Annotated in this window: 17 protein-coding genes and 1 pseudogene; 1 reads left to right on the top strand and 17 read right to left on the bottom strand. The window is 46.3% G+C overall.

Annotation, left to right across the window (positions count from 1 at the left end):
- Positions 1 to 907 precede the first annotated feature (907 nt).
- From JKK62_RS06745 to JKK62_RS06665, 17 genes and pseudogenes are all read right to left on the bottom strand, one after another.
- The gene (locus tag JKK62_RS06745; RefSeq protein ID WP_201427254.1) at positions 908 to 1435 is read right to left on the bottom strand and encodes a transcriptional regulator; all 528 of its coding nucleotides are present in this window, start codon (positions 1433 to 1435) and stop codon (positions 908 to 910) included.
- Entirely contained in the window at positions 1432 to 1947 is a 516-nt protein-coding gene (locus JKK62_RS06740; RefSeq protein WP_201427253.1) for a DUF6036 family nucleotidyltransferase, read from the bottom strand. The genes JKK62_RS06745 and JKK62_RS06740 overlap by 4 nt, the downstream gene beginning before the upstream one ends.
- Before the next feature lie 409 nt (positions 1948 to 2356).
- The gene (locus tag JKK62_RS06735) at positions 2357 to 3952 is read right to left on the bottom strand and encodes an SWIM zinc finger family protein (RefSeq protein ID WP_201427252.1); all 1596 of its coding nucleotides are present in this window, start codon (positions 3950 to 3952) and stop codon (positions 2357 to 2359) included.
- Positions 3953 to 3960: 8 nt separating this feature from the next.
- Positions 3961 to 5355, bottom strand: coding sequence for an ATP-binding protein (locus JKK62_RS06730; protein WP_201427251.1), 1395 nt, complete (start codon positions 5353 to 5355; stop codon positions 3961 to 3963).
- Between the two features lie 261 nt (positions 5356 to 5616).
- Positions 5617 to 8457 (bottom strand): TOTE conflict system archaeo-eukaryotic primase domain-containing protein, encoded by a 2841-nt coding sequence (locus JKK62_RS06725; protein ID WP_201427250.1) that lies wholly within the window; start codon positions 8455 to 8457, stop codon positions 5617 to 5619.
- Positions 8458 to 8537: 80 nt separating this feature from the next.
- On the bottom strand, positions 8538 to 8945 hold the full coding sequence (locus JKK62_RS06720) for a HEPN domain-containing protein (RefSeq protein ID WP_201427249.1): 408 nt from the start codon (positions 8943 to 8945) through the stop codon (positions 8538 to 8540).
- On the bottom strand, positions 8935 to 9279 hold the full coding sequence (locus JKK62_RS06715) for a nucleotidyltransferase domain-containing protein (RefSeq protein ID WP_201427248.1): 345 nt from the start codon (positions 9277 to 9279) through the stop codon (positions 8935 to 8937). Before JKK62_RS06715 ends, JKK62_RS06720 begins: the two co-directional genes overlap by 11 nt.
- A gap of 266 nt (positions 9280 to 9545) precedes the next feature.
- Positions 9546 to 10124: a hypothetical protein gene (locus tag JKK62_RS06710; protein ID WP_201427247.1), complete on the bottom strand. Its 579-nt coding sequence runs from the start codon at positions 10122 to 10124 to the stop codon at positions 9546 to 9548.
- Positions 10125 to 10138: 14 nt separating this feature from the next.
- A complete protein-coding gene (locus JKK62_RS06705) occupies positions 10139 to 11452 on the bottom strand; it encodes an ATP-binding protein (protein WP_366503124.1) in 1314 nt (437 codons plus the stop codon).
- Positions 11453 to 11714: 262 nt separating this feature from the next.
- Positions 11715 to 11882: pseudogene (locus JKK62_RS17465) on the bottom strand (alpha/beta-type small acid-soluble spore protein); the annotation flags it as partial.
- A gap of 217 nt (positions 11883 to 12099) precedes the next feature.
- Positions 12100 to 12570, bottom strand: a complete 471-nt coding sequence (locus JKK62_RS17760) for an alpha/beta hydrolase (protein ID WP_201427245.1) — start codon at positions 12568 to 12570, stop codon at positions 12100 to 12102.
- A complete protein-coding gene (locus tag JKK62_RS18120) occupies positions 12567 to 12788 on the bottom strand; it encodes an alpha/beta fold hydrolase domain-containing protein (RefSeq protein ID WP_201427244.1) in 222 nt (73 codons plus the stop codon). The genes JKK62_RS17760 and JKK62_RS18120 overlap by 4 nt, the downstream gene beginning before the upstream one ends.
- A gap of 39 nt (positions 12789 to 12827) precedes the next feature.
- A complete protein-coding gene (locus JKK62_RS18115) occupies positions 12828 to 13532 on the bottom strand; it encodes a serine aminopeptidase domain-containing protein (protein WP_201427243.1) in 705 nt (234 codons plus the stop codon).
- A 117-nt stretch (positions 13533 to 13649) separates the two neighbouring features.
- A complete protein-coding gene (locus JKK62_RS06680) occupies positions 13650 to 14564 on the bottom strand; it encodes a hypothetical protein (RefSeq protein WP_201427242.1) in 915 nt (304 codons plus the stop codon).
- Entirely contained in the window at positions 14503 to 15255 is a 753-nt protein-coding gene (locus tag JKK62_RS06675; protein ID WP_201427241.1) for a hypothetical protein, read from the bottom strand. Before JKK62_RS06675 ends, JKK62_RS06680 begins: the two co-directional genes overlap by 62 nt.
- Before the next feature lie 211 nt (positions 15256 to 15466).
- Entirely contained in the window at positions 15467 to 16264 is a 798-nt protein-coding gene (locus JKK62_RS06670; protein ID WP_201427240.1) for a response regulator, read from the bottom strand.
- Positions 16245 to 17672 carry a sensor histidine kinase gene (locus JKK62_RS06665; RefSeq protein ID WP_201427239.1) on the bottom strand — a complete coding sequence of 476 codons (1428 nt, stop codon included), beginning with the start codon at positions 17670 to 17672 and terminating at the stop codon, positions 16245 to 16247. Before JKK62_RS06665 ends, JKK62_RS06670 begins: the two co-directional genes overlap by 20 nt.
- A 149-nt stretch (positions 17673 to 17821) precedes the next feature.
- Between JKK62_RS06665 and JKK62_RS06660 the strand changes: the two genes are divergently transcribed.
- On the top strand, positions 17822 to 18271 hold a 450-nt coding region (locus JKK62_RS06660; RefSeq protein WP_201427238.1), incomplete at its 3' end, for a hypothetical protein.

Here is an 18271-nt window from a genome sequence, read left to right as displayed (position 1 = left end):
TTTTGTTTGGCAGAGGTTGTCTTGCCGCATCCTTTGGGACCTTTGATCAGTGTTGCGCCGAATGACTCCAGCTTGAGATCAAGAAGACCATCTACGATTCTCTTTTTATAATCCTTTTTTTCCATAGCATCCTCCATGGTTTATATCATATCCATTATAACGCGTTATACTATCCGTGTAAAGATATTTTAATAGATTCCACTAAATTAATTTAAGATATCTGAGATAGAATATTTAATACATTTGAGATAAATAATTTAAGAAATATGACAATATATGTTTATCAATTAAACAAATCAATGCCGGATATCGACATTGGCAGCTATTGAATAAGAAGTTTATGGTTCTGAAAATTGGTAAGTAGATATCTGTCGATTATCGTGAGATTCAATCATAGTAGCAATCATTTGACCTGAGTACCTACGAGTATGATTCTCCTGTTATTCAGAGTCCATTGATTGAAAACACGGTACTTTTACCGAATTTTTTCTACAAAAAGAAATATATCGAGATGAGAGATTGTTATGCTAAGATATTATAAGAGTATCCTTATGATAAGAAAATCAATACCGCTGAATAGGATTTTTTCATCTTCTATGAAAAAAGAATTGAACAGCTAAAAACTCAGGGGACAGTCTTGCGTTTCTTTCCCCTGAGCGATATCTATTTGTAAGGATAATAATGGCTTATTGATGAGGTTATTCAAACATTACACTGCCAATCCGTATGTATAAATCACCCTCTCCGCGTGCTCATAACAAGTCTGATTATTCCTGATGATTTCAGCTTGTCGTACGCGCCACATTACGTTGAAAGTTGGAAAATCTTATGAGAAATGGAAGATTTTGTTATTTATCAGTCAAACAATGTCGGGTCACTCATAGGCTGGATGTTTGATTATACCGTATCATGCGCTCTTGTATATATTCAAAGGATGCTCATTTACGAATACAAGTATTTTTCGGGCCGTATTTAACCCTATTTTGCTGACATCTCCGTTTTTCAAAAAAGCGTTGACATTACCGGGATTCAAATCAAGCGATTTATAAATACGGTAATTCGTGATGCCTTTCTCTTTCTGCAACTCAACAATTCTTTTCTGCATTAACGCTTTGATTTTATCTTCATTGGCTTTTGTATTCTTGTGACTCAAGTAGTTCTCGTAGATAGTAGCATATTCGCTCAGCGATCCACAGAGCTGCTCAAGCGGCACGCCGCTCAAACGTTCACATTCTATGGCAACATAAGAAAATCTTTTGCATAACTGCTTTTTCAAATTATCCGGAACAAAGTTTACAAGGTACAAACACAACACACTCTTTAATCTTGCATTTCTTTCCGCAAGCCGGGCAAATTTGTATAATGACTTGCTGTTACAACTGGAAAGCTCACATAGTTGCTGTTGCAAATATCCCTTAAAAGTCAACTCTCTCAAATAAATCGCTCCTTATAATTTTCGTATCTCATCCGCAAATGGTTTTCATCATACTCATTCAGCATTCCGTAACAAACATCTTCAATCAATCTATCCATCAACTTCCAGTCCAAGTTTTCCGTTACTTCTTTCGTTTCAATATCTTCAAAATCCTTATCCCTGCTTGCGCACAACTTTGAAACCACCAAGTCTTCTGTTGAAACAGTATAGAACTTTACTTTCTTCGTCGCAATTTCAACAGGAACTAACCGCTCACGATAGTCGTCCGGAAAATTGGTGAGATACGCTTTTACATTCATATTGATATTATATGCTTCCAGCAAAGGCTGGATCTTTTCGCTTGAAGCGATAGAATCAATATCATGCGTGGAACGATAAATCTTATCCATCAAAACCAACGCGCTGCCGCCAACAATTACACAAGTATACAAATCATCAGTTGAATCAATCAAAGCCATATCACTGTCTAACTGTTTTAGTTTTTCAATAATTTCTTTCTTATTGGGTTTCATAGCATCACCATATATTATATTTTCAATAATAGTATTATTTATTTTATTATATACTTATATTCTCGAATTGTCAAGGAAAAACAGCGACACAGAAGATTTTCTCTGCATCGCTGTTTTCTTATACCGCCAACGCGTATTGATATGTAATCCTCTCAACCTGTCCCCTCTCACACCACGAACTCCGCATAAAATCTGTTTGTCGTACGTGGCACATGACGTTTGGCATGGAAGAATCTGACGAAACAGGGAGATGTTGGTCATGCTTTGTCGTACAATGTTGGAATGCCGATTATGGGAGCAACATATACACTGTCTTCTCTTCTATACGCATAGGGAGAAATGTCGGTCGGTACCATTCCGATGTTGCTGATCCCCTCGGTGATGATTAAAACAAACCGACATTCATTCTTTACAGCTTACTCAATTCCTCCATCATGGCGCGGCGGTTTCTGTATTTGACACGCCATTCGTTTGCGATTTGCTGTGCAAGTTCCTTTCCGCCGTCGATTTTCTCCATGCGCTTCAGCAGCCGCACCCATTCCTGATAGGTGCTTCTGTTGCTTGCCTGCGTCGCCGCTCTGTTTAGGCTGTATCTGTATTTCGTCAAAATCTCCGATGCATATTTCGGCAGCAGCACGTCTTCATATCCCAATATCATCTGTAAATCCTTTTCTTTCAAAAGCTCCCATAACCTGTCATAGAGCTTTTCTTCGCAGTACATATCCGCTAACGCGAGAGAGAAATAGCATTGAAACACTTTCTCGCGTTCACACTGCCATTCTTCATCCGTATAATGACTTTTCAGCTCCCGATAGTATTCTTTTTCACCATCTGTAACCAACAGCCAAAGGTATTCCATATATTTTTCATCATTGCCGATCTGCTGATAGAGTCTCAACAGCTTATCACGGTATTGATTGACAAGCCCCCGATATTCACGATCGAGCTGAATACCCTCCTCATATACCTGAATGGCATCCTGAATTTGTCCGCGCAGTTCGTAATGTTTTGCCAGCCATTGGCGCGCCGAATCACTATCCCAATATTCCCGACACGTTTTTTCAATTATCGTAAAATCCGTTCCTGTTTCCGACATCAAATTGAGTTTGCGGAGAACCATATTTCCGTATTGGTACCTGTCATGTTTTACAGATTCAATTTCACTATCCAGCGTTTCAAACAGCTTCGGCAAATATCTCGGTTCGCGAAAAGCATGGAACAAAAAAGTCCTGATATATTCGTCCGGATACAGCCTGTGATTAATGCCGTTAAAAAGTCTTTCAAAAATGATATTCTTTTCTTCCGCTGTCGCGGTTTCAGCTATTTTGTACCAATACTCTGCCAGATGATCATACAGCAAATAGACATCCTCGTGTTCCGGATCGGTCCCCTGTGTTTCCTGCAAAATATAAAGCGATATTTCAAATGCGTCAAGCGCTCTTCCGTCTTTGATCAAGAGGTCGAGATCATAGACAATATCTAATAATTCATCAATCATCGCCTCTGCGTCACGGTACTCGACATAGCCGCTGTGGTTGGTATGAGAACGGATGATCGCATCAACAAATGCCTTGTAATCTTTGACAGAACGCTTCCGCTGATTCGGAAGCATCATCATAAATCGCTGACAGATCAGCTCGTTTTCCTTTAAGATATTTGCGAGAAAATCGCGCACATACTGTTCATCGGCACTGTTTACCATTTCGGTAATATCTTGATTTGCAGAATTATTCTTGACGGGAACCTCTTTCGTATCCTCCAACTCATACAACACCGCCGCCATATGCTTGCAGTAAAAACCATCCTCGGCGTAAGGGCAGGTACAAAACAGTTCTTCAATCTCGTTTCCGTCAAAAATGATTGCCACCTCGTAGTCCTCGGTTCCGTTTACGACGGCGGTAATCGTATCCCCATCACGGAATAAATCCTCCACCAAACCATCCGTGTAATACGCATATCCGCGATCCAGTATCTTCGATGTAAACATTTGCTTCCAGTTATTCATCTTGACCCTCATTCATATAATACGATATTTTTTCTCTCCTCTGCCAGCTTTACCATTTTTTCGGTATAACCGTTGAAGCTGAAAAAGACGAAATGTTCTTTTCTGGTCAGCTTTCTCCAGTCGACCTTTTTGATCTTTTCCAACAAATGATAATACACATCCACATCTATTGGGCTGCTTGTAAACTTGCATTCACCGAAAATGACGTTATCCGTATGCTCGTCAATGGCGACAATATCGATTTCCGTATCCGAACGATCCCACCATCTGCCGATTTTTGAGGGAACAAAATCCCATGTTTCTTTAGTCACCAAATCTGTCATATACTCTTTGCGGCATATATCCTCATATACAAATGCCGCATGATTCGGCACAAATCCCTCCCGGATTTTCTTCATGACAAAATCCGTGTTGTCCATTTCGATATAGGAACGGTACGGAAAGATAAACCGGAACCAAAACCGGATGTAGTTATCCTTGATCCGGTACAGCCCCATCTTGCTTTTTTCGGGCTTGCTTTCCGTTACGGGAACCTCGCGTTCCAGAATATCCAAATCGATCAGAACCCCAAGGTACTTTGGCAGATTCGTTTGCGCGACACTCAATGCCGCGGCGATCTCTCCGGGCTTCTCCTTTCCCGCCGCGATCGTTTTGATAATGGAGAAATAGCTTCCGACATCCTGCACCTCTTTCTCTAACAGGAAGTTCGGTTCCTCATACAAGTAGCTCTCCCGCGACAAAACGCAGTTTTCGACGGCTGTATAAATATCTGAGTACGGCTCAAACGACTCAATATATTTCGGCACACCGCCTGTAACGGCGTAAGACTCAATGAGTTGTCTTTCGTTCAAATCCCGAAAGAACCGGTGATAATAGCGAAACGCGATCTGCTTCATTTTGATCTGTCCGGTCCGTCTGCCATATAGGGGACTGTCATATGACAACGTTTGTGCATACATCATATGGACAAGCGAACCGCACAGGATCAGCATCACGTTTTTATCACTGAGCATGGTGTCCCAAATCTTTTGCAGTACCGAGATAAACGCGTGATTGGACTTTCCGATATACTGGAATTCATCGATTATGATCAGCTTTCGCGCATCCGGTCTGTCTTTGAAGATCAATTCAAACAGCGTCTGCCAGTCGTCGATATTGGTTTGACTGAGTAAAGGGTTATGAATATACCCGGCAACCGCATTTTTGAAAGCGTTTCTGTTTTCGGCTTCGCTTTCCTCCGTTGCCAGAAAAAACAGTGCTTCTTTGCCTTTGATAAATTCCTTGAGCAGCGCAGTTTTTCCGATTCTTCTCCGACCGTAAATGATTATCATCGAAGCTGCATTCTTTAGAAACTCCTTTTCCAAAAATTGTTTTTCGTTCTCTCTGTTGACAAATTCCCGCATCTCTTTTCACCTCGGTAAAAGCTTATAAGCATATTATACCACAAAGTATAATAAAATCAAGTATAATTATTGAGAAAGACAAAAAATTCCGAAGATTCCTCGGGATTTAATTCTATAAGATGCTACACCGCCAACCCGTATGTATAAATTACTCTTTCCAAATGCTCCTCACATGTCCGATTATTCCTGAGGATTTCTGTCTGTCGTACGGGACAGATGACGTTTGGCATGGAAGAATCTGACGAGACAGGGAGATGTTGGTTAGGCTTTGTCGAACAATGTCGGGTTGCCAATTGCCTCATTTAGAAGTTTTCCCGCGAGCGAGGCGTTGATCAGGCGCAGTACCGATGATTCTGTGCGGTTATAGGATAGCGGATTGACATTGCCGTACCAGACGATTTGGTTGTCGATGACAGTGTAGGTTTGGCGGACTTTTTCTTGGAAAATGAAGCGTACGTTTTCCGGTTGGTCAAGTTCTTCTATCGGGGCAGTGATGATTGTCAGGTGGACACTTTCGGGGAGCAGTGGCAGGAAGCGCTTCAGGTAGCTCATTTTTATCGTCGGTGCGGAAATAACAACTTCTTTGACCGCGCTGTTGATATCGTCGGAATACTTATTGAAGAAGTTGCCGCTGTCATAGACAAGGCTTGTTTCCGCTTTATCGGAGCCGTTCATGACATAGCCAAGCTCCGCGTAACCGCGGATCCGCTTGTGGTACATCCTGTCGAGCATGGGGACGAAAATATCGGCGTAATCGTGGACTGTCGCCTCGGTTTTTCCCTCGTAATTACGGTGCAATCTGCCGACGTATTGCGCGAGCGTTCCTTTCCATGAGATCGGCATAGCGAGAAACAGTGTGTCGAGCCGCGGCTCGTCAAAACCCTCACCGACATACTTGCCCGTTGCGACAATCACCATGTTTTCCGCCCGCGGAACGGCTTTGATCGCTTCGAGCTTTTCGCGTTTTTCTTTCGCCTTGTCTTTGCCGCTGAGGAGAAACACGTTGCTGCATTTGGCTTCAATAGAGTTAAACAGAACCTCCGCGTGTTCCGTTCGCTCGGTCAGTACGATGCAATTTTTGCCATCTTGATACGCCCGAATAACATCGTTGATGATCCGGCGGTTGCGGGCTTCATCAGCGCAGAGTTTTGCGCAAATGTCCTGATATTTCAAGCCTGCTTCCGCGACGCGGAAATCGGTGAACTCCGGAATCACAAAATGGGAAAAATCCCTCTTGACCGACTGCGCGAGCGCGTCCACCTGATAGCGGATCGGACCGCACTGCATCGTGATGATCGGCTGGTGACCGTCCTGCCGTTTGGGTGTCGCGGTCAGACCGTAAACATATTTCGCGTTGACTTCACGCAGGATCTTCTCAAAGGTAAATGCGGAAACATGATGGCACTCGTCAACGATGACCATGCCGTAGTTTTTGACAAAATCCCTGACCTCGTCTCCGCTGACAACAGACTGCATGATCGCGATATCGACGATGTGATTGAGCGTGTTTTTCGTCGCGCCGAGCTGACCGATATGCGAGAGCTTTCGTTTTCTGCCGCGCGTCTTGGGCGGCTCGGGCAGTTCATCCTCAAAGGGCAAAAACTCCGAGAGGGATTTCTGCCACTGTTGCAATAGGGCAGAGGAGTGCACCAGAATCAAGGTGTTGACTTTTCGCGCGGCTATGAGATAGGAGGCGACAACAGTTTTGCCAAAGGCGGTTGTCGCGGATAAAATGCCGTTTTCATGCAGGAGCATTTCGTCAGCCGCCGCTTGCTGTTCCTCTCTGAGCTTTCCGTTAAAGTGAAGGCGGATCGGATCGCCGCTGTTACGCTTATCGTCAAATTGAATCGCGGAATTTGCCGACGTGATCAAATCCGTCAGGCTTTCCTTACAGCCGCGCGGAATGCAGAGATACTGCTCTGTTTCCTCCGATGTATCGATTACCCGAGGCTTGTTATACACGGGCAGGCGCATCGCCTGACTTTTGTAGAAATCCGGATTTTTGAATGCCGCCAGGCGTTTGATTTTGTTCAAGGCTTTTTGTGAGATTCCCGACTTTTCGATGTATAACAGATTCGCTTCCACGACATTAACAACAGCCGGAAAATCAAAAGCCGTCACCGGATGATCCGCTTTTCTCTCCCAAGGCTTTTCGTCCTCGGCTGCCAATTCACCCAACTCATTTTGAATATGCAGTGTGGCAAGATAACGGTCGACATCCAAAGGGGTTATCTTTTTTATTCGATAAAGATATTCCCATTGGTCTAAGTATGACTGAAAATTCTCGTCCATAAACTCGCTGTTGTGCCCTTTTCTCGCCTTGCCTTGCAGAGGAAGCGCGATCAGGTTGCCGAATCCGCCTTTCGGCATGGTATCCTGATTGGGAAACATTCTGTCATAGGAGTTGAGCTTGATCTCGTGGCGTTCCTCCATCGCTTTTGTCAGGATCGCGCTGCCGAGCTTTCGAGCGGTTGCAGCCGCAACAGGTTCATCAAAGAAAAGCCAAACGTGAGCACCGTTGCCCGAGCGCGAACGCTCGACGGCTGCGGGAATGTCATACTGACGGCAAACGGTTCTGACTGCCGTGACGTCCTCCTGCCAGCTTTCCTCGTCAAAATCAATCGCGAGGAATCTTGTCGTTTCGTCCGGGAGCATCACATAGGTGCCGATGACGTCGCGGCAAAACGCGTCGTCGCCCTTCAGGTGATTGTATATCGCGCGGCTGTTCACAGCAATAAAACTCTTGTTGGGACAAGCCGCGCACTTGTACGCCTTCTTATCGCAAACGCCCTGCACCCACTCGTTGGCGCAGGCGGGGACATAGCCACTGTTACCGGTTTTTGTGTTGTAAAAGCGTTTGGCGTAGACATCCTCTCTGCCGATGAACAGGGACTTGAAAAGCGCGATCTTTTCGTCGGGCGAAGCGTATTTGTTGAACTCCGATATGGGCTTCACCGTATGGCTTTGCCAAATATCTATGTCACAAACAAACGGACAGCCGTGCTCGTCCTCGCAGAGCACAGCTGTCCTGTCGGTTGTAATATCGGTAACGGTTTTTATGAAACTGTATTCTTTTCCGTTGATAATAGCTGTTTTATTCATTGGGGTATTCCTAACTTTGTTCTCTAATTTTTGCAACCTAAAAAATTCAGCCGCGCCTGTTGATTATAGGCGCAGCTATGCTATGTTTGGCTATATTGTACTTGCAAATATCTTTCAACCTCGCTGACAAAGAATTCGGCTCTTTGATATTGTAACATGACATCTTCTTTTGAGATGATATAGAAATCATCGTAATCGCTGTCTTCTCTGATAACCTCCAAGTCATCAATTATCTTGGACATTTCCGTGCTGAATGTTCCGGTTTTGATGTAGCTTTGTCTGAATCGGGCGATGATTCCGGAATGCTTTTTGGAGTCAAAACCATCTAAAGCGAGCACAGCTCTCATCGCGGAAAAGATCGCATAATAAAGCCTGTTTGCCACAGATTTATAATCCCCGGCATCTAAAAGTATTCCGGCTGTATTCATTCTTTCGTGAGCAAGCTCTATTCGCCTTTTTGATAGCTCTATTTTGTATTCATGCTCCAATGCGGATACCCTCCTCATGTACATTTTGATAGAAAGGTAATACGTTCATATACTTATTGAAGGTTTCTGCGTCCTTGATCAGCGGAACAATCAAAAGATCATATTCCAGCCCCAATTCAGATGATTTTGAGGTTATTGACGATCTGTACTTCCACAGTTCCTCGGGAGCTATTCCACGCACCAAGATCATGATATCTACATCCGAATCAGATGTGTAATCGCCGCGCGCATAGGAGCCGTAGAGAATAACCGAATCAAGCTGCTCGCCGAAGGTCTCTTTCGCTGTCTTTGCGATCTCGGTCAGGATAATTTGCAATTCACTTTTTGAGCACATAGGAACACTCCTTTCACTTTGATAGTTTGATTATAACATACCCAAATTGTTTTGTCCATACGAGAACGGCTGCAACAATCAAAAATGCTGCAGCCGTTGCTTTATAGCGCAATTCCGTAAACGTATGTAACCCTCTCAATCTGCTCCCGGTTATCCCATTTTGAGCGGCTGTATTCTGTTTGCCGCACGGAACATATGACGTTAAAAGTTGGCAAATCTTACGAGAAATGGAAGGTTTTGTTATTTATCAGTCAAACAATGTCGGATCACTCATCACGTTTTTCGTCAGCTTTAGTTGCTTTCTTTCTGTTCAATTCGATAATAGAATGGATATTGTCAACAATAAAGTGCTGGGCATTAAGATTATACGAAATAGCTTCATACGTGCTTCCCTGTTGATTCACACGTTGCTCTGAGATAATACCGACACTCCTGCCGTTATCTGTCACGCGCTTTTTGGATTTGTTATTGATAATAACATTTGTCAGCATTCCGATTTCAGTCAGCCATTCCGTGATAACGCCGTTTTTCAGCGTGGAACATTGCAACGGATTCACCAATTCATTGAGACGTTTGGTGATTTCCGATACTGTCAAAGGCGTTTGTGAATACGCAAACCTTTCAAGCTGCTGTGCTGATAAGGAAAATTCTGACTTTTGTATTTCAAAAGAACCTGTTGTGGTGATTTGCTTCAAAATTCCTGTCACATAATACAGACACCTTGATATTCTCACATTATTGACAACATCATTTTCTGCGACTTCTTCGTCCGTCAGCGGATTCACACCGTTGGCGAGCTTTTCCAGATACATCTGCGCTCTGGCAATGATTTCTATTTCATTCATGTCGAAATCTCCTGCTAATCCTTAAGACATCCGATGGGAACAACATAGATTCCATCCGGACGGCGGTACGCATAGTCACCGATACCGGTCAAAACCATTTTGAAGGAAGGCGCCTTCATTTTATCCGTATCAATACCGGCTTCCAAGGCATTCAGCGTTTTGACGCCTTCTTCAATCAGCATATCACCGCCCAGCTTAATTTCAACCAAACCGTAAGAACCGTTGCGAAGATGAACGACTGCGTCACATTCCAATCCTCTGCTGTCACGGTAATGGTATACTTCGCCCTTCAACGCATCGGCAAACACACGCAGATCACGAATACAGAGCGTTTCTAATAGCAAGCCAAAGGTTTTCAAATCATTGATCAAATCATTTGGTCCCAATCCAAGCGCAGCCGTTGCGACAGAAGGATCAACAAAGTATCGCGTATCAGATGTTCTGATGGCTGTTTTTGAGCGCAGATTTGGATTCCACGCATGTACGTCCTCAATGACAAAGATTTTATTTAATGCTCCAAGATAGGAATACACGGTATCCAAGTCAAAATCGGCGCTGTCATTCGCTTTGACGTCCTGTCGCATTAGTTCAGCGGAAGCCTGAGTTCCCTGGTTGCGCGCATAAGAGCGCATCAGCCGTTTTACCCTTTCCGGATTGCGGGAAACATTGTCCGCACGGCTGATATCCGACTGCACAACCGAGTCGTAATAATCAAAAGCCTGCTCCAAGGCGACCTCGCCGCTGAGCTTCGTTGCTTGAGGCCAACCTCCGCGGCAAATGACAAAAGCGAGTTGATCCATATTCAAAAGATTCAGACCGAAAATCTCTTTTGGTGATTGAAATAATTCGCCCAGACTGATCTCACCCGAGGAATCACCTGATTCAAACAGTGACATCGGTCTCATTTTTACCCACGCAACTCTGCCCGTACCTGTGTGATGGATCTCATCAAAAGATGCGGGAACAGCGGAGCCGGTCAGTATGAACTGTCCGAGATGTTCTCTGTGATCTACCTCAAAACGGATCGCATCCCATAGCTTGGGCGCTAACTGCCATTCATCTAACAGCAACGGCGTTTTTCCCTGCAACAAACGCTTAGGGTTGATATCCGCCATCGTGCGGTATTGCGATTGCTTTTCAGGGTCAGACAAATACAGTTTGGTTTTGGCGATTTGTTCGCAGGTCGTGGTTTTCCCACACCATTTAGCGCCTTCCACCAACACGGCGCCTTTCCCTTCCAGCTTATTCTTTAATAGCTTATCGGCAATTCTCGGCTTATAATATTTCATAACTACATCCTCTTTTTGCAAGTGGTTTTCTAATTTCAATTATACCCAAGCAACTCTTATTGTCAATGGTTTTCGGTAATCTGTTGATTATTTTTTCGGTAATTTGTAAGATATCAATTCGGTAAGATATTTTATATTGTTTGGGTAATTCAAAAAAGGAGAGCCGATGTTGCTCTCCTTTTTTATATTTTATGAAACTCTGTCGAGGTTATACCGCCAAGCCGTATGTATACACAACACGCCCGATTTGCTCCCTTGAAGCCGACGAACTCCGCATAAAATCTGTTTGTCGTACATGCCACATGACGTTTACCATCTGACCGCCGACGGAACCTGCTTCTCTTGAAGAGAGGTCGCCGTTGTAGCCCTGCTTGAGGTTTACGCCGACTTCGTTGGCGCACTCCATCTTGAAACGGTTCATGGCTTCCTTTGCCTCGGGTACGTTGATCTGATTATTATTGTTTGACATGGTTTTTTCTCCTTATTTCTATCTATCTCAAGCGGCGGATTGCCTTCGCAATTTGTCGCCGCATTAGTAGTGTTTGGAGAAATTCATTTTTTATGATTTGTAAATATTGTCAGTTATTATACGGTGACAAAACGAAGGTGCTGTTCGGGATAATCCGTGCTGCCGCGTGAAAACTCCCCTGCCTGTGCATCGCTCAGGTTCAGGGGAGCTTGTTGTATTATTTGTTATTGTCCGATTCGATAAACCGTAGAATATCGTTATACACGCGCAGCTTCTCTTTTTCGTGAAGGATATCGTGGCGCATGCCCTTGTACAGCCGACAGCGCACGTCGGTGTATCCGATGTTTTTCATCAGCCGCATCGCTTCCACGAATTTTCGGCGGGACAAGGCGCATGGGTCGTCCTCAACGGAGAAAAACCTCACGGGCATATCGGGATTTTGAGGGGTGTAACCGCACGTATACGCGAGCATCGCCATTCTGAGCATCTCCTCATAGCCGTTCAGGGTGAAGTTGAAGCGGCACAGCGGGTCGTTGTTATGCTCGATGACGGCTTCACGTTCGGAGTTTGTCTGGGCGTTTCTCAACCCCTCGTATCTGTACTTTCTCTCATAGGAAACACCCATGATGAGCTTTTTGGCGAGCGGAGAGCGTGAACGTTTGCCTTCGATCGCCTTTAACAGCTTCAAGACGCGCAGACCTTTTTTGATATTGTCGGAGCGCGACGGAGAACCTGTGAACCTGTCAGGCAGAGCTTGCTGATATCCGCGTCATATTTTCTGATGTAGCAGCGCGCCGCAAGCGCGCCCCTGCTGTGACCCAGCAGGGTGACCGGAAAGTCGCTTCTGCCGCAATGTTGAGCCGCGTAATTTTTGATGTCCAGCGTGATCTCGTGCAGATCCTCCACCAGCGCGGCGGTGCCGCCCTGATAAAAATAACCTCTGTCCTATGGGTCGATAATACTTTCGCCGTGTCCGCGGTGGTCGTTGATGATCGTCAAAAAGCCGTTGGATGCGAGAAAACGCATAAAAGCGATATAACGCCCTTTGTGCTCATTTTTGCCGTGTACCAGCTGAACGATACCCCTGATATCCTTATAGTTTTCCCACGCGTCCAGTTGATTAGTGATCTCGCCGAGCGTCCGATCCTCATCGGACAAGTCCGCGTTTGCGGGCTTTTTGGTGTTCCTGTCAAAATAATTCTGCGCGGCTGTGCCGTAGTTCAGCATTGATTTTACCAGCGGAGCAACCTTTGTGAATTTCCAATTGCCTTCCGCGTGCGAGAGCAGAGCATCCGCGTATTCCTTGACGGAATAGGTGTAAACGGCGCCCGACTTGCCGCTTTCGGGGTCAATGATCTGCGCCTTGATCTCTGACGTCATTTCCTTTGCCGCGACATCGCACTGGAACACGTAACAGCCGTCCTTCCGTTCGGCTTCACTCACCGGAATCGTCTCGGTTTCGGTCTTGTCGCCTGTGGGAATGGTGAACTGTATATACGCAGTTTCGCTTGCCGCGATTTCGGGATCAATCTCCATATAGAAGTTTACGCCGACGTCGCCTTCAACCGAGATTGAACGACCGACAAGCCTTGTGCCTACGCCGTCGGCATATTCAAATCCTCCGCTGATCGTTACATTCTCGGCGGGCATTGTGAGAACGCCTTCATTGAGGGCACCCGCGCTTGCCTTATATCCGCTGAAGATATAGCCTTCCGGAGTATCCGGGTGGCTAAGTGTGAGCGATACTTCATCTTCCTCGCCCGCGTATCAGGTACCGTTGTACTGCAAGCCGCTGTTGTTTTTGCAAGCCGTGATACCGCTTACTTTGTATTGAGTCTCTTCGCCGCTGAGAGCAAGGGTGACGTTCTCTCCGGCGGTGACAGAGTATCCCAGCTTTCCCTGATTGTCGGAATCCTCGCCGAGCGCACAGAAGTAGTAGCTGTTGTTAACAGAAGCAATGCTTCGGGCAAACACGGCGCTGCCGGTGCCGCTGACAGTTACCGATTCAGGCGCAAAAATACTGTCGGAGATAGTGATTTGTTTGGTACGCCAGCCGACAAAGCCGCCGCAGTTGTTCGTATCAGCTCCGAGGAGACTTCCGATAAAGGCGCAGCCTTCCAGCGTGATATTGCCGCCGTTCTTGCTCTGGACACCGATAAAGCCGCCGTGTGTGCCGTCGCCTTCTACGCTGCTGTCAATCGTCACACTGCAGAGGCAGTCTGTGAGATTACATACGCCGCTTGTCTCTGCCACAAATCCTGCCGCGAACTTCGCTGAGGTTTTGATGGTACCGTCGACGGTGCAGCCGGAAATGTTGAACGTTCCGTTATTGATCTTGCCGACATATCCCGCGGCATATTCCTTATTGGTATCAATGTCAATATCCATCGTACAGTTTTCAACGTTCACTTCACCCCAGCACTGACCGATCAGTCCTGCAGCGTGTTTGCCGCTGCCCCTGATAGTGCTCTTGACATTGAGGTTTTTGATGGTGACGGGAACGTCCGGATCATCCTCCGAACTGTCGGCAGGCTTGGTGACGCTGACATAGCGGAACGGGGCGACAAATTCGTCGCTGCCGCTGCCGTTGTAGTTGAAAGTCAGCGTATGTCCCTGTCCGTCAAAAATACCGCAGAAGTCGTGCTTGCTGTAAGCCCGCCTGTTGGCTGACGGTGATGTCATTCTCGAGATAGACGGTCTCGCCCGAGAAGCGGTTATACGTATCATTATCACCCAGGCGGCTGCAGAAGGTGTTCCAATCGGTCTCGTCTTTGATACGATACTTGCGCTCCAGCGTAATTGTGTACTCCCCGTATCCGTTTACGTTGCCGGGATCTTCCTCATCATAGTATTTAAGATCCAGGCTAACGGTAGCGTCATACGAATACCCGTCCGGCGGTACTGTAATGTTTGGTTCTACAAGATTCAGCTCAATTGACGGCGGGGTAAAACCTGGGGGATATCGAAATACCGGAGTCGCGCGATCAAAACCATAGTCGGTAGTATCAGACCCCCTGGCAAATTGATCGTAAAAATTATCATTTACGCAGAAGTGGAATTTGTACTTTTTGTTGGGAGTCAGGTCTTTGAAGGTATACTGATACAATTTATCCGACACCTTTGTCATTTTCGCAGACCCGCCCTCTAATAAGTGGGGGTCTTTGCCGTCATCGCGGACGTAAATCGATTCGATCGGATCATATTTATACTCCGGAGGCACGGAAGCCCCCACTTCAGCATCGTCGAACGATTTGCCTGAGTACGCCTGCACATCCGTCTGATTGACTGAAGCTGCTTTCACAAATACCAACGAGAAAACAACTAAGGTAACAACGATACTCAATGCAAGCCAAATTGAAATATTGCGCTTCATATTATCCTCCTTTACTTATTTCATTTCGGACTAAGCCTTTTTTAACTAAAACCCTACCCCATTATATTTTATCAATATTTGAGCAAAAAGTATTTGAGCAAAAAGTCAAATACTTCTGTATGATTATTCGCAAATAAATTATGCTTCGCAGGTAAGCAGCGCATTTTTCAGAGCTGTCATCGCCTGATTCTCCATACTGCGCAAAGGCAGATTATTCGTCATAGCCGCCGTAATCATCATACAGAAAATCACCCCAGTAATACTGGCTCATATATTCGTTCTGATAGGCATTTACCGCGCCCGCGTCTAGCTCCCGAAAGCGGTAGTAATCACAGTCGAGCTTGTCGACGTCGACCGCAAGGGCGTTGTAGCTTTTTACGATCGCGTCTCCCGCGCCGACCTTTTTAAGGCTTTTGTTCATCGCCGCAATCAGCGTTTGAAGATAGCTCTGCTGATTTTTGCCGTAGGGCTCGTCCTCAAAAAGTGCCGCGGCGATTTCTCTTGTAGAGCAGGAGCTTCCTCGGCGGTGAACCAGATAGGCGAAAATCTCCTTTGAACGGCTCCTTTCAAAGTGAACATGGCTTCCGTCAGGGGTAAAAACGTCAAAGTTACCGAAGCACTGAACCCGAAGAAGCGCGTTTTTACGGGGAATTACGGGAAAGCGCAGATCCTCCAGCTCCGCTTTGACCTCCGCCGCCGTGACAGGCTTCATGATATATCCCGACGCTTTCATATCCATCGCGTCGCCCTTGTACTCCGAAAAGCCCGTGACAAAGATGATATTCATTTTAGGGTTGATGCCCTTAAGCGTTTTCGCCACCTCAACGCCCGTCATTCCGCGCATATGGATATCGAGAAAAGCAACGTCGCAGCCGCCGCTTTCCGCCTCGGCAATCAGCTCCCTTTGCTTGGAAAAGGTCAGGATCTCCGCCTCCGGCTTAGCTTTTTCAACCGCGAGCTGCAGCATTTTCAGAGCGAGCGGCTCATCATCAAGACACAGTATCCTCAAAGTTTTGTCCCTCCTTCGGCAAAATCACCGTGGCTGTCGTGCCCTTTCCCACGGCGCTTTCAATTTTTATCTCACCGCCGCACATCTCTTTTATGCGGCGCTTTGTATTATCCATTCCCACGTGCGTGCGCCCGTCGTCCTTTATGGGCGCCGAAACGTCAAAGCCCAGTCCGTCGTCGGAAATAATCACCTCAAAAGCGGTTTCGGTTTCGCGGGTGGAGATCTTCACGGTGCCGCCGTCCTCCGCCATGCCGACGCCGTGCTTTACGGCGTTTTCCACAAGCGGCTGAATACTGAGAAGCGGCAGACGGAAATCCGTCGCTGTGATGTCATACTCGATGTTCAGCATATCGCCGAACCGCAGCTTTTCGATATACAGATATTTTTTGAGGTGTTCAAGCTCCTGTTCAAACGCGACCGGCGAGCTCTGCCTGAGCGAATCCATATTGCCGCGCAGATACTTCGCAAATGTCACCGTAGCCTCCTGAGCGGTGTCGGGATCTATCCGGCACATCATGGCGATCGACGTAAGCGCGTTGTACATAAAATGCGGCTGGATCTGGCTGACCATTACATTTACCCTTGCCTCGTAAAGTTCCTTTTCCATGGCGATATGCTCCTTTTCGCGCTTTGTCACCAGCACGCCGAACACCAGCACGATCGAAATCAGCATGGCGCAGTATTCGGTTGAAAGCTCAAAGGAGTAGAGGGTGATGATCTGGTTGAACACGGGTATCAGCACAAATGACGCGGTGATCAGTCTGTCCTTTACGGGAACCTCGGACACAAAAAAGCCGATCGTCGCAATGACAAGACCGATTCCGAAATATAGCTGGCTCCACAAAAACAGCGGCTCGCGGAAATAGACGCCATCGTCGGAAATGCTGAAATACAGCGGCACAAACAGATTCGCAAAGCAGGCGAGAACCGCAGGAACAAGCAGTATATTCATTATGATATCGGCAATGCGCCTGTACGCACCGTCGAGCCGCAGCGCTGTGACAACATACCGCCAGAAATAGAATATCAGCATGGTGGTAACGATGAACCGGAAAACATTGATCAGAAGGTTCCAGAGCCGCAGCCCGGAAATGCCCTCCACAACCCACCACGCCGCGTCCGAAAACAGCAGTGCGGCGGTGAAAAATATCAGCATAGCAAAGGTGACGGTGTATGCGCTGAAGCCGTCCTTGTCCTGCGCAAGGCTGTACAGCAGCACCGTACATATGCACAGGCTCACAATATCCGCGCCGATGTTGAATACGGCATAGCTCTCCATTCCGTCAAAACCGCGCACACGGCACAATGCTATTGCCGTCAAGCTGAAAACCAGCGAGGCGATAAAGCTTGCCGGTATTATCCATTTATATTTGCCCCACAAACGACGAAGCCGCGATGATTTTTCCATTTCTTCACTTCCTTAAGGCAATTTTACTATAATTAAAAAATTATTTCAATTATTTTTAAAAAACAACAGATTTTGTTGTACTTTTGGTGTAGTCGGTTTGCTATGCTATAGACACAACAAAGAGAAACACCCTTAAAGGAGAGATCAACATGAAAAGAACAAATACATTATCAAACAAAAGCACAGCCAAAACAAATTTCGAAAGCAAAGGAGCGATCACAATGATGAAGAACAACACCAGGATCAAAAGACTGTTAGCCTCCATTATGACAGGCGCGATTATTTTATCGGCGGCATCGGCAATGTCGGTAACGGCGGCAAGCGCTGTGACCACTCAGTCCATCTGTTTGCAGGCAGAACAAAACAGCGAAGTCACCGACGGTCTGTTCACGGCAGCCGAAACGCTTATGGGCGTTGTGACAACCGCAAATCCTGCGGCAGGCATTATCGGCTCGGGTCTGCTGGGAGCGTTCAAGTCCTTCTACTGTGACTCAATGAACTATCTCAATCTTTGGGACACGACGATCACAGACAACGAAGCCAAGAACGCCGGCGGCGGACTCTACGCTCAGAAGGGAAGCGCTTCCTCCTGCGACCCC

This window comes from Ruminococcus difficilis, from assembly GCF_016680995.1.
This window is presented reverse-complemented; position numbering and strand designations above follow the sequence as displayed.